The sequence below is a fragment of the Haematobacter missouriensis genome, assembly GCF_000740775.1.
GTDB lineage: Bacteria > Pseudomonadota > Alphaproteobacteria > Rhodobacterales > Rhodobacteraceae > Haematobacter > Haematobacter missouriensis.
Genome location: NZ_JFGS01000026.1, coordinates 48,504 through 59,808, shown reverse-complemented (window position 1 = coordinate 59,808; position 11,305 = coordinate 48,504). Strand labels below are relative to the sequence as shown.

Sequence of the window (11,305 nt, the reverse complement as noted above, 5' to 3'; positions counted from 1 at the left end):
ATCAGCGACTTACTTGGAGAATGTGGGTTGAAGGCGTGACAGGGGAGAGTTGCACGCGGCTTTTCGTTTCTCAATATGCGCGGTGGCGCTGCAGCCAGGGTGATGCGGGACGAACACGGTTGTTCACGCGATCCGGCGCAGCGCCAACAAGGAAATTGTTCCCGTTTTCAAATCCTCAGCTGCTCACAAGTGCTGTGCACAGATGCACAGACTTTTGCATAATCCGCCCTTCACCCTCAGAAAGACAGAGCCCATATATCCGTCACCGGCACAGGAAAAGACCGGGAGATTAGGAGCCAAAACACGGCCCCGTGTCGAAAGGAAATTTGAAATGCTCGCCAAAACCATCATGACCGTCGCCCTGCTCGGCCTTGCCGCTCCCGTTGCTGCGGAGAGCGTTAACCCCGGCAAGGCGCAGATGGCGGCGGAACTCGGCGTGAATCCGTCGGCTTTCACGCTGATCGAACTCATTCAACTCGATACTGCCAAGCGCAACCACGACAGCCAGCTCTGGAGCCGCATCATGGACAGGGAGGTTGGCGTAACACGCGACGCGAACACTCCCACGGCGCTGATGGTGCCGGGTTACGCTGATACGCGTCACTGAGAGTAAGCCGGGGCAGCCCGCCCCACCCCCCAAGGAAAGCTGCATTTGCAGCAAGAAAATAGGAATAGAGACATGTTTGCCAAGACCATCATGACCGTCGCCCTTCTCGGCCTTGCCGCTCCCGTTATGGCTCAGGGCGTCAACGCGGGTAAAGCCCAGCTTGCGGCCGAACTCGGCGTCGATCCCACCCGGTTCAGCACCAACGAGCTGATCCAGCTCGACAGCGCGAAACGCCACAATGACACCGAGCGCATGGAGCTCATTCTCAATCACGACGCCAGCGTGACGCGCGGTGCGCAGAACCCGACCGCCATCGCGGTGCCGGACTACGCCAACGACTGATCGTCTCGCTATACTAGCATACCAGCCTGAGCAAAGCCGGCCATCCATGGATGAGCCGGCTTTGTGTTGACATACACGCCTCCAAGGCGTATCCGTCGCGCAATTCCGGGAGCATTGTGTCTTCCGGTCCCCTGCAAAGGCGGGGGATCGCCATCCGTCAGCGCGTTGCGCCCACGGGTGCCGTTGTCGTTTTGGAATACCCGGTCACGGCCGGAAAACTGGTCCGAGGAGGATCGCGCATGTTCGAGAACCTGTCCGAACGCCTTGGCGGCGTCTTCGAGCGGCTCACCCGTCAGGGCGCGCTGACCGAGGAGGATGTGGCGACGGCGCTCCGCGAGGTCCGCGTGGCGCTGCTGGAGGCGGACGTTTCGCTTCCCGTTGCGCGGGATTTCGTCAAGGCCGTCCAGCAGAAGGCCGCGGGGCAGCATGTCACGAAATCGGTCACGCCGGGTCAGCAGGTCGTCAAGATCGTCCATGATGAGCTTGTCCATGTTCTCAAGGGTGACGGCGATCCCGGTTCGCTGAAGATCGACAATCCGCCCGCGCCTATCCTGATGGTCGGCCTTCAGGGGTCTGGCAAGACCACCACCACCGCCAAGATCGCCAAGCGACTGAAGGACAGGAACGGCAAGCGCGTCCTGCTGGCCTCGCTGGACACCAACCGGCCCGCGGCGATGGAGCAGCTTGCGATCCTCGGTCAGCAGGTCGGCGTGGACACGCTCCCCATCGTCAAGGGTGAGAGCGCCGTCCAGATCGCGAAGCGGGCGAAGACGCAGGCATCGCTCGGCGGCTACGACGTCTATATCCTTGACACCGCCGGGCGGCTGCATATCGACGAAGTGCTGATGGATGAAGTCCAGGCCGTCCGCGATGTGGCCCAGCCTCGCGAGACGCTGCTGGTGGTCGATGGCCTGACCGGTCAGGACGCGGTGAACGTCGCGACGGAGTTCGACGGCAAGGTGGGCATTTCCGGTGTCGTGCTCACCCGGATGGACGGTGACGGGCGTGGGGGCGCTGCGCTCTCCATGCGCGCGGTCACGGGCAAGCCCATCCGCTTCGTCGGCCTTGGCGAGAAGATGGATGCCCTGGAAACCTTCGACGCGGATCGCGTCGCGGGCCGCATCCTCGGCATGGGCGATATCGTCGCGCTTGTCGAAAAGGCGCAGGAAACGTTTGAGGCCGAACAGGCCGAACGTATGCTCAAGCGCTTCCAGAAGGGTCAGTTCAACATGAACGACCTGCGGATGCAGCTTGACCAGATGCTGAAGATGGGCGGTATGCAAGGCATGATGTCCATGATGCCGGGCATGGGCAAGATGTCCAAACAGATGGAAGAAGCCGGTGTCGACGACCGGATGATCCGCCGTCAGATCGCGCTCATTCAGTCCATGACGAAGCGGGAGCGCGCCAACCCGGACATGTTGCAGGCCAGCCGCAAGAAGCGGATCGCGGCGGGAGCCGGGATGGATGTGTCCGACCTCAACAAACTTCTCAAGATGCACCGCCAGACTGCTGACATGATGAAGAAAATGGGCAAGATGGGCAAAGGTGGCATGCTCAAGCAGGCCATGAAGATGTTCGGCAAGGGCGACCCGGAAGCACTGGCGAAGGGCATGGATCCTGCCGCGTTGAAAGCGCTCCAGAACCAGATGCCCGCGGCGCCCGGCATGCCCAAGGGGCTGACGCTGCCGGCCGGCCTTTCGGGGATCGGCAAGAAGAAATGAAGCTATTCGCGCGTCACAGGGGCATGGCCATACCACCCGTCCTGAGGACGGAGCGCCTGGTGCTGCGCGGCCTTGACGCGCGCGACGTGGAGAATTTCTCCGCCTTCTTCGCCAGCGACCGCTCCCGTTTCGTCGGCGGCCCCCTCGATGCCGAGGATGCCTGGAAAGTGCTGGCGCGGGTTATCGGCCACTGGACGCTCCGCGGTTACGGCAGCTTTGCGATCACATTGAAAGCGGCGGAGGATACCGCCGTCGGGATGGCCGGCCCGTGGTTCCCGGAAGGCTGGCCTGAGGCGGAGATCGGCTGGATGCTGTGGGATCCGGCACTGGAGGGCAAAGGTTATGCCCGCGAAGCCGTAGAGGCGACGCGCGACTGGGCCTACCGCACGCTCGGCTGGACGACGGCGGTCAGCTACATCAGCCCGGATAATCCTCGCTCGCTCCGCCTTGCCGAGCGGCTGGGCGCGCAGCCCGACCCGAGCGTCATCCTGCGCGATGCAGATCCCTGCATCGCCTATCGCCATCCAGCACCGGAGCGCCTGCAATGACCGACGCGACGGCCCGTGCGGCCGAACTCCTCCGCAATCATCGCGACTCCATCGACCGGCTGGACGCGATCCTGGTCTACACATTGGCGGAGCGGTTCAAGCACACTCAGGCGGTCGGGCGGCTGAAGGCGGAACACGCGCTTCCCCCGTCCGACCCCGCGCGGGAATCCCAGCAGATCGAGCGGCTCGAATGGCTCGCCAGAGAAGCGGACCTCGACCCGGAGTTTGCGCGCTCCTTCCTCAATTTCATCATCTCGGAGGTGATCCGTCACCACGAGAAGCTGCAAACCGCCAAGTGACGCCCGGCGCACAAGGCACAGACACCGGATGGCGGGGCAACCCGCCGAACAGCCAGATACAGGAGACATGACATGGCTATGAAGATCCGCCTCGCCCGTGGGGGCTCCAAGAAACGTCCGTATTACGCGATCGTCGCTTCCGACAGCCGCATGCCGCGCGACGGTCGGTTCATCGAGAAACTCGGCACTTATCACCCCATGCTGCCGAAGGACTCCGAAGACCGCGTGAAGATGGACATGGAGCGCGTCACCTATTGGCTGAGCCAAGGTGCGCAGCCGACCGACCGCGTCGCCCGCTTCCTCGAAGCTGCCGGCCATCGCGAGAAGGCCGTCCGCAACAACCCGAAAGCCGCTCAACCCGGCAAGAAGGCCACCGAGCGCGCGAAAGAGCGTGCCGCGAAAGCCGAAGCTGCGGCCGAGTAATCCGGCAGCCGGTTTTTCCCGTCGGAAAAACCGGAGCATCTCTCGTGTGTGCCCGCAAGGGCGCACACTCCGCATTCCTAGCAGGCCGGAATGAACGCATGAGCGACAGGATTTGCGTGGGTGCGATCGCCGGCGCCTTCGGCGTCCGGGGTGAGGTGCGGCTGAAAAGCTATACCTCGGACCCGACGGACATCGCCCTTTATGCCCCCCTTTGGACCGAAGACGGAAAGCGCAGCTTCTCCGTCACGATCACGCGCGCGATCCCGAACGGCCTCGCCGCGCGCCTCTCCGGCATCTCCACCAAGGAGGAGGCGGATGCGTTGAAGGGGGTGGAACTGTTCACCGACCGGGACCGGCTCCCCTCTCTGCCGGACGACGAGTTTTACCATACCGACCTGATCGGCCTCACTGTGGTCGATACGGGCGGCACAGAGCTTGGCCGGGTGCGCGCGATCTACAACCATGGCGCGGGCGACATCATTGAGGTCGCAGGCCCGCGCCTGCTGCTCCTGCCCTTCACCCGTGCCGTCGTGCCCACGGTGGACCTTGCCGCTGGCCGGGTCGTCGTGGACCTGCCGGAGGATGCCGGATGAGCGGCGCTCCTCCGAAATCCCACGGCCGCCTCGCCATCTCCGCCTCTGTTCAGCCGCGGGAACTGATGAGCCACAACCCCCGCCTGAAAGGCGCGTGGACGGCGCGGATCATCACCCTCTTTCCCAATGCCTTTCCCGGCACGCTGGGCCTTTCCCTCACCGGAAAAGCGCTGGACATGGGTCTCTGGGCACTGGAAACCATCGATCTGCGCCCCTTCGGCGAGGGTCGTCATCGAAATGTGGACGACACGCCCGCAGGCGGCGGCGCGGGCATGGTGCTCCGGGCGGATGTGGTCTCCAAGGCACTGGATCAAGCCGCCATCGGCGCGCCTCAGGACCGGACGCGCTGGCCCGTCGTCTATCTCTCGCCCCGCGGCCGCCCCTTCGATCAGGCCACAGCGCGGCGGTTTTCGGAAGCCGACGGCATCACCCTCCTCTGCGGCCGTTTCGAGGGGGTGGATGAGCGTGTGCTCGAACATTACGGGGTGGAGGAGGTCAGCCTTGGCGATTTCGTCCTCACGGGGGGGGAGATCGCCGCTCAGGCCTTGATCGATGCGACGGTCCGGCTTATACCGCGCGTACTCGGGAATCAGCAGTCCACCGAAGAGGAATCCTTTTCGGATGGACTTCTTGAACATCCGCAGTATACGAAGCCCCCTGTCTGGGAAGGCCGCGAGATACCCGACATTCTCCTGTCGGGCAATCACGCGAAGATCGCCACCTGGCGCAGGGACATGGCCGAAAGGCTGACCAAGGAACGCAGACCCGATCTCTGGCGGGCTCACATCACGCGGATGGCTGACAGGCCGGAAGCCGAAGGTGGGGACCCGATGGAAGACCGAGAGCTCTCGGGCGGCACTCACCAACGCGGAAAAACCGCGGAACCAGGAGATACGCGATGAATCTTCTCGCGCAGATCGAGGCCGAACATATCGAGAGCCTCGGAAAGACCATTCCGGATTTCAAGGCTGGCGACACCGTGCGCGTCGGCTTCAAGGTGACGGAAGGCACGCGCTCCCGCGTCCAGAACTACGAAGGCGTCGTCATCTCCCGCAAGGGCGGCGGTGTCTCGGCCTCGTTCACCGTCCGCAAGATTTCCTTTGGCGAAGGTGTCGAGCGCGTCTTCCCGCTCTACTCGACCAACATCGAGTCGATCGAAGTGGTGCGCCGCGGCCGTGTCCGCCGGGCGAAACTCTACTACCTCCGTGACCGTCGCGGCAAATCCGCACGTATCGCGGAAGTCACCAATTACAAACCCAAAGCCTGAGGATCGTCGCGATGAAAAAGGGCATCCACCCCGAATATCACCTCATCGACGTCAAGATGACCGATGGTACCGTCTTCCAGACCCGCTCCACCTGGGGCAAGGAAGGCGATCAGATGGCGCTGGACATCGACCCGCTCGCCCACCCGGCTTGGACCGGTGGCTCCGCCAAGCTGATGGACACTGGCGGTCGTGTGTCCAAGTTCAAGAACAAATACGCCGGTCTCGGTTTCTGAGACCAGCACTCTGCCTGAACTATCGGCGCGCCCCAGTCATCCTGGGCGCGCCGTTTCCATTTGCGGGTGGTTGCCTTTCCCGCCTTTCGTACTCCTGAAATCCAAAGCCCTGATCGGCTGGGGAGGTCCATCACTTGCCATTCCGTCCGGATACCGTCACGCAATTTGTCGCGGGAATCGACGCGTTGCCGCTGATCCTTGATGTCGTCGGCCAGGTGACAGGCATGGGATTTGCCGCTGTGACCTACGTATCGGGGGAGCGCTGGATCGTCTGCCGAGCAACCGATGATGCAGGTTTCGGAATTGCAGACGGCATGGAACTGTACCTCGACCCGCACTCCTCCGACGCAGAGGATGTGCGCCGCCCCATCATCATGGAGCAGATAGAGCACGGTGAGACGCGTCACCGCCCGGAGTTTTGCGGAGCGGAAAGCTACATCTCCTACCCAATCATCCTGCCCGATGGTCGGTTCTTTGGAACGCTCTGCGCCATGGATCGCCAGCCCCGCATTCTGCGGACCACGACCGTTCAGGGCGCCTTCTCGCTTTTCACCGAACTCATCGCCTTTCACCTCTCGGAGCGCGACAAACTCGCGGCAGCAGAAGACAGTCTCCGCCAGCAACAGGAGATCAACGCCTTCCGGGAGCAGTTCATCGCCATTCTCGGTCATGACCTCCGCAATCCGCTCGCCTCGCTTTCAGCGGGCATGCGTATGCTCCGGCGCAATCTTCCGGCGGACAAGACTGCGGAGCTCATGGCCCTCATGGAGGGAAGTGTCGTCCGCATGTCGCGAATGCTGGACGATGTGACGGACTTCACCCGTTCGCGCCTTGGCGAAGGCATGATCCTCGACCCTCAGCCTGTCCAGATCGATGTCGTTATGATGCAGACCTTGGAGGAGTTGCGGCTCGCCCATCCCGAGCGCAGCTTTGATGTTGACGTTGAGCATGCGACGGTCACCTGCGATGCCCGCCGCATGGGTCAACTCCTGTCGAACCTTCTGGCCAACGCCATTCTGCATGGCGACATAGCAACGCCCATCGGTCTTGTCGGGAGCCGCGAGAGCGAGACTTACAGGATTTCGGTGACGAACGGCGGCGACCCCATATCCGACATTCTCATGGCGCAGATCTTCGAACCATTCTTCCGACGCCATCGGAATTCAAGCCGGGAGGGTTTCGGACTGGGCCTGTACATTGCGCGCGAGATCGCCCGCGCGCATGGCAGCGACATTGAGGTGGACAGCAAGGCAGGAACGACCAGTTTTTCCGTGCAGCTGCCGCTTTAGTCGCCAAGAACCAGAATGTCCGTCGGACGGATACCCAGCCGTACGACCGCGCCGATTTCGGGCGGTGGCGCATCCGACATGTTGAACGTGTCAAAAGCCACCGTTGCCCCGGCCACATCGGCCCGCATGCGGATGACAGAGCCGAGGAAATGCACCTCGCGGACCGTGGCGGGAAGTGTCACGCGTCCCTCGCCCCCGCCGAGTTTCAGCATTTCAGGGCGGAGTGCGAGCGTGACACGACCTGCGGGAAGCGCGCGGCCCAACGAAACCCGCTCCAGCCCGAGCCGCACCTCGCCGGTCGCAGGATCCTCCACCTCCCCCTCGAACGTGTTGAGTGTACCGACGAAAGAGGCCACGAAACGGGTGGCCGGGCGATTGTAGATCTCGAAAGGTTGCGCGACCTGCTCCGCTCGGCCCTGGTTCATGACCACCACGCGATCGGACATGGAGAGCGCCTCCTCCTGATCGTGGGTGACGTAGATCGTGGTGATGCCAAGCCTGCGCTGAATGGCGCGGATTTCCTCGCGAAGCGAGATGCGGATCTTTGCGTCCAGCGCGGAGAGCGGCTCGTCCAGCAGCAGCACCTGCGGCTGCACGGCCAGCGCGCGGGCCAGCGCCACGCGCTGCTGCTGCCCACCGGACAGCTGGAACGGATAGCGCGCCCCGAAATCGCCAAGACCGACGATCCCCAGCATCTCATTCACCCGTGCCCGCCGGGTCGCGCGGTCCACCCCGGCCACGCGCATACCGAAGTCTACGTTCTGATCGACGGTGAGGTTGGGGAACAGCGCATAGCTCTGGAACACCATACCGATGTTGCGCTGATTGGGTTTCAGCGCCGTCACCTCGCGCCCATCAATGCGGATGGAGCCGGATGTCGGCGTCTCGAACCCCGCGATCATCCGCAGCGTTGTGGTCTTTCCGCAACCGGAAGGGCCGAGGAAGGATACGAACTCCCCCTTCTCCACGGTCAGGTTGAAATCCTTCACCACGCGGGTCGTGCCGAAGGCTTTTTCGATATGGACGAGGTCAAGAAAGGCCATGTCAGCGTTTGATCCGGGTATGTCGTGAAAGGCGGGTGACGAGCTGGATAAGCCCCATGCACGCCCAGGTGATGCCAAAGGCGATGACGGCGAGCGCCGCCGGTTCATAGGCGCGGTTTGCCCCCAGAAGCTGCATGTAGGGGCCAAAGGCCGGCCGGTTCAGCAGGGCCGCCAGCACGAACTCGCCAATGACTATGGCAAAGGTCAGGAAGGCACCGGACAGCACGGCCACCAGCACATTGGGCAGTATGACCCGCCACAGGATCGTGACCCAGCCCGCGCCAAGCGACTGGGCAGCCTCCGTCAGCGTGGCGACGTCGATGGACCGAAGGCCGGTATCGACCGCGCGATACATGTAGGGAAGCGCCAGGACCGTATAGCCCATGAGCAGAAGGAAGTTCGTCCCCGTCAGCGATCCCGTCAACGGCAGCAGCGATGAGGTATTGTAAAGCCGGATATAGCCGAACACGACGACGATGGGCGGAATGACCAGCGGCAGAAGCGTCACGAATTCCACCACAGGGCGCAGCCGCGGCAGCTTCAGCCGCACCCAATAGGCGGTCGGCACAACGATCAGCACCCCCATCAGAATGGTGCAGAACGCCATCACCGTGGAGTAGAGGAAGGTCTGCTGAAAACGCTGGTCGGAGAGCACGACTTCGTAGGCCCGGAGCGAATAGGTCCCCCGCTCCATCCTCAGCGAGAACTCGACGGTCGCGATCAGCGGCACGAAGAAATAGAGCAGCCCGACGATGAGCGCGAGCCAGGACCACAGCCGCGTCATTTCTGCCACCTCTCGGCCCGTACGCGCAGCACCATGTAGATGACATTGGCGATGCCGGTAATCACGATCATCCCGAAAGCCAGAGCATAACCCAGATGCGGATCCTGAAGCACATCCCCCCTGATCTGCGCGAACAGCAGGATCGGCACGATGGAGAGCGAGGACCCGGTCAGCGCATAGGCCGTGGCGACAGCGCCGAACGCATTTGCGAAGAGCAAGGCAAACGTGCCGAGCAGCGAGGGCCACAGAATCGGCAGCGCCACGATGCGCCAGTATTGCCAGCCCGTCGCGCCGAGGATGGAGGCCGCCTCCCGCCATTCCTTCTTCAGCCCATCGAGCGCGGGCGTGATGATGAGGATCATCAACGGGATCTGGAAGAACAGGTAGGTGAGTGTCAGGCCCCAGAAGCTCAGCAGGTTGAAGCCGAGCGCATAGAGGTTCACGCCGAACCATTCCCGCAGGAACACAGTGACCAACCCGAGCCGCCCCAGCGTCGCAAGAAAGGCAAAGGCCAGTGGCACGCCCGCGAAGTTGGAGGCAACGCCGGAAAATGTCAGAACCGGCCCGCGAAGCCAGTCGGGTAAATTCCCTACCGTCAGCGCCGCGGCGATGCCGAAGCCGATCAGACAACCCAGCAAAGCGGATGCGAGGCTCACGCGAATGGAAATCCAGTAGGAGGCGACGATCGACGGCTGCGAGAGGTTCTTCAGGTTGTCGAGCGTGAAGGCCCCGTCGCTGTCACGAAACGCCCCGAGCACGATGTTCAGTGTCGGCAGCAGAAGAAACAGCAGGGCAAACAGGAAGAACGGCACGACACCGACCCAGAGAAGGGCAGGCCGCGCGCGTTCTGCGGGCAAAGCGGGGCTGTCGGGGGTTGAGGCCATGGATCTGCGGAGCGGGACCGGGCAGGCCGGTCCCGCCTGCCCTGTTACTGGACGTTCGCGCCGACGACGCTGTCCCAGCCGGCGGTGACGGCCGCCTTGTTCGCCTCCTGCTCCTCCAGCGAGGGGAACACCGCCTTTTCATAGGCCGATGCGGGGGGGAGCGCGTCCATCATCTCCTGCGGGATGACCCCGCGGGAAGCGAGATCGTTGAACCGGATCGGGTGGCAGTAGCCCTTGAGCCAGCCGAGCTGACCCTCGTCGGAATAGAGATATTCCATCCACAGCTTTGCCGCGTTCGGATGCGGCGCATAGGCGGAGATCGCCTGGACATAGACGCCCGCCAGAACGCCGGAAGCGGGCACGACAACCTCAACCGGAGGGTTTCCGTTCAGCGTGTCGCGGGCGGAAAGCGCGTTGTAATCCCAGTAGATGACGATGGGCGTCGCCCCTTGAGCCAGCGTTCCCGCCTTGCCGATCACCGGCACGAAGTTCCCGGCCTTGTTCATTTCGGCGAAGTAGTCGAGCCCGGCCTTGCCCGCCGCTTCTCCGGCTTCGGCACCCTTGGCCATGCCGGCTGCGAGCACCGCCAGAATCGCCTGGTTGGACGCGCGCGGATCCCCCGCCAGTGCCACGGAATTGGCGTATGCGGGCTTGAGCAGGTCCGACCAGTCCTTAGGGACCTCGTCGACCAGATCCTTGTTCACCATGAAGGAGAGGACGCCATAATAGTCGCCGTACCAGTAGCCGTCCGCATCCTTCGCAGCCTCCGGGATCGTGTCCCAGGTGGAGACCTTGTAGGGCATGATCAGCCCCTCTTCCTTCGCCTGCGGACCGAAGGAGAATCCCACATCGATCACATCGGGAGCCTGCGGGCCCTTGTTGTCCTTGTTGGCGCGGATGCCCTCAAGCTCATCGGCGGAACCCGCGTCCGGGTTCAGCTCGTTGATCGTCAGGAAGGGATACTTGGCCTTGAACCCGGCGATCACCCCCCCGTAGCCGCACCAGTCATGCGGCAGGGCGATGGTGGTCAGCATGCCCTCCTTCTTCGCCCCCTCTATGAGCGCGTCAAGCGACTGTGCCGAAGCCGCAACGGGGCCAAGAATCGCAGCAACCGCCGTGGCGGCGATCAGAGCGTGTCGGAACATGAATAAACTCCCTATCGGGGCGCATAACCGCGCCAAACCATTCTTGGCCCCGGATCCCGGTGCGGGTTCAGGTAAGCCGCAAAGGCCGCGCAACGCAATAAGCAGGTTGAGTGACAATGCGATG

At 63.1% G+C, this 11,305-nt stretch carries 15 protein-coding genes; 11 read left to right on the top strand and 4 right to left on the bottom strand.

Translation table 11 applies throughout. The features are described 5' to 3' along the window. Positions 1–331: 331 nt before the first annotated feature. The 11 genes from CG51_RS14250 (at position 332) to CG51_RS14200 (ending at position 7,325) form a co-directional block, all read left to right on the top strand. Positions 332–607: a hypothetical protein gene (locus CG51_RS14250; RefSeq protein ID WP_035746077.1), complete on the top strand. Its 276-nt coding sequence runs from the start codon at positions 332–334 to the stop codon at positions 605–607. 72 nt (positions 608–679) lie between these two features. Next, entirely contained in the window at positions 680–949 is a 270-nt protein-coding gene (locus CG51_RS14245; RefSeq protein ID WP_035746074.1) for a hypothetical protein, read from the top strand. Positions 950–1,188: 239 nt separating this feature from the next. Then, entirely contained in the window at positions 1,189–2,673 is a 1,485-nt protein-coding gene (gene ffh / locus CG51_RS14240) for a signal recognition particle protein (protein WP_035746071.1), read from the top strand. Further along, positions 2,670–3,221, top strand: coding sequence for a GNAT family N-acetyltransferase (locus CG51_RS14235; RefSeq protein ID WP_233141197.1), 552 nt, complete (start codon positions 2,670–2,672; stop codon positions 3,219–3,221). The genes ffh and CG51_RS14235 overlap by 4 nt, the downstream gene beginning before the upstream one ends. Further along, positions 3,218–3,520, top strand: coding sequence for a chorismate mutase (locus CG51_RS14230; protein ID WP_035746067.1), 303 nt, complete (start codon positions 3,218–3,220; stop codon positions 3,518–3,520). The genes CG51_RS14235 and CG51_RS14230 overlap by 4 nt, the downstream gene beginning before the upstream one ends. 72 nt (positions 3,521–3,592) lie before the next feature. After that, positions 3,593–3,943, top strand: coding sequence for a 30S ribosomal protein S16 (gene rpsP, locus CG51_RS14225; protein ID WP_035746065.1), 351 nt, complete (start codon positions 3,593–3,595; stop codon positions 3,941–3,943). Between the two features lie 98 nt (positions 3,944–4,041). Continuing rightward, positions 4,042–4,536 (top strand): ribosome maturation factor RimM, encoded by a 495-nt coding sequence (rimM, locus tag CG51_RS14220; RefSeq protein WP_035746063.1) that lies wholly within the window; start codon positions 4,042–4,044, stop codon positions 4,534–4,536. After that, positions 4,533–5,438: a tRNA (guanosine(37)-N1)-methyltransferase TrmD gene (gene trmD / locus CG51_RS14215; RefSeq protein ID WP_035746062.1), complete on the top strand. Its 906-nt coding sequence runs from the start codon at positions 4,533–4,535 to the stop codon at positions 5,436–5,438. The genes rimM and trmD overlap by 4 nt, the downstream gene beginning before the upstream one ends. Next, positions 5,435–5,803: a 50S ribosomal protein L19 gene (gene rplS / locus CG51_RS14210; RefSeq protein WP_035712817.1), complete on the top strand. Its 369-nt coding sequence runs from the start codon at positions 5,435–5,437 to the stop codon at positions 5,801–5,803. Before trmD ends, rplS begins: the two co-directional genes overlap by 4 nt. A gap of 11 nt (positions 5,804–5,814) precedes the next feature. After that, positions 5,815–6,036 (top strand): 50S ribosomal protein L31, encoded by a 222-nt coding sequence (gene rpmE, locus CG51_RS14205; protein WP_035712819.1) that lies wholly within the window; start codon positions 5,815–5,817, stop codon positions 6,034–6,036. A gap of 134 nt (positions 6,037–6,170) precedes the next feature. Further along, the gene (locus tag CG51_RS14200) at positions 6,171–7,325 is read left to right on the top strand and encodes a sensor histidine kinase (protein ID WP_035746060.1); all 1,155 of its coding nucleotides are present in this window, start codon (positions 6,171–6,173) and stop codon (positions 7,323–7,325) included. Here the strand turns inward: CG51_RS14200 and CG51_RS14195 are convergent. Genes CG51_RS14195 through CG51_RS14180 form a run of 4 tightly spaced genes read right to left on the bottom strand, consistent with a single transcriptional unit; the run spans position 7,322 to position 11,181 of the window. Continuing rightward, on the bottom strand, positions 7,322–8,368 hold the full coding sequence (locus tag CG51_RS14195; protein ID WP_035746058.1) for an ABC transporter ATP-binding protein: 1,047 nt from the start codon (positions 8,366–8,368) through the stop codon (positions 7,322–7,324). The genes CG51_RS14200 and CG51_RS14195 overlap by 4 nt on opposite strands. A 1-nt stretch (position 8,369) precedes the next feature. Beyond that, entirely contained in the window at positions 8,370–9,152 is a 783-nt protein-coding gene (locus CG51_RS14190) for an ABC transporter permease (protein ID WP_035746056.1), read from the bottom strand. Beyond that, on the bottom strand, positions 9,149–10,036 hold the full coding sequence (locus CG51_RS14185) for an ABC transporter permease (RefSeq protein WP_035746054.1): 888 nt from the start codon (positions 10,034–10,036) through the stop codon (positions 9,149–9,151). The genes CG51_RS14190 and CG51_RS14185 overlap by 4 nt, the downstream gene beginning before the upstream one ends. Before the next feature lie 44 nt (positions 10,037–10,080). Next, complete coding sequence (locus CG51_RS14180) at positions 10,081–11,181, bottom strand: ABC transporter substrate-binding protein (RefSeq protein ID WP_051930625.1); 1,101 nt, start codon at positions 11,179–11,181, stop codon at positions 10,081–10,083. Between the last annotated feature and the right edge of the window lie 124 nt (positions 11,182–11,305).

Coding starts and splice junctions, on each gene's coding strand:
- CG51_RS14190 (WP_035746056.1), bottom strand. CDS start 9,152: ATGACGCGGCTGTGGTCCTGGCTCGCGCTCATCGTCGGGCTGCTCTAT.
- rpmE (WP_035712819.1), top strand. CDS start 5,815: ATGAAAAAGGGCATCCACCCCGAATATCACCTCATCGACGTCAAGATG.
- CG51_RS14230 (WP_035746067.1), top strand. CDS start 3,218: ATGACCGACGCGACGGCCCGTGCGGCCGAACTCCTCCGCAATCATCGC.
- CG51_RS14250 (WP_035746077.1), top strand. CDS start 332: ATGCTCGCCAAAACCATCATGACCGTCGCCCTGCTCGGCCTTGCCGCT.
- CG51_RS14235 (WP_233141197.1), top strand. CDS start 2,670: ATGAAGCTATTCGCGCGTCACAGGGGCATGGCCATACCACCCGTCCTG.
- CG51_RS14185 (WP_035746054.1), bottom strand. CDS start 10,036: ATGGCCTCAACCCCCGACAGCCCCGCTTTGCCCGCAGAACGCGCGCGG.
- CG51_RS14180 (WP_051930625.1), bottom strand. CDS start 11,181: ATGTTCCGACACGCTCTGATCGCCGCCACGGCGGTTGCTGCGATTCTT.
- rimM (WP_035746063.1), top strand. CDS start 4,042: ATGAGCGACAGGATTTGCGTGGGTGCGATCGCCGGCGCCTTCGGCGTC.
- CG51_RS14245 (WP_035746074.1), top strand. CDS start 680: ATGTTTGCCAAGACCATCATGACCGTCGCCCTTCTCGGCCTTGCCGCT.
- rpsP (WP_035746065.1), top strand. CDS start 3,593: ATGGCTATGAAGATCCGCCTCGCCCGTGGGGGCTCCAAGAAACGTCCG.
- ffh (WP_035746071.1), top strand. CDS start 1,189: ATGTTCGAGAACCTGTCCGAACGCCTTGGCGGCGTCTTCGAGCGGCTC.
- rplS (WP_035712817.1), top strand. CDS start 5,435: ATGAATCTTCTCGCGCAGATCGAGGCCGAACATATCGAGAGCCTCGGA.
- CG51_RS14195 (WP_035746058.1), bottom strand. CDS start 8,368: ATGGCCTTTCTTGACCTCGTCCATATCGAAAAAGCCTTCGGCACGACC.
- trmD (WP_035746062.1), top strand. CDS start 4,533: ATGAGCGGCGCTCCTCCGAAATCCCACGGCCGCCTCGCCATCTCCGCC.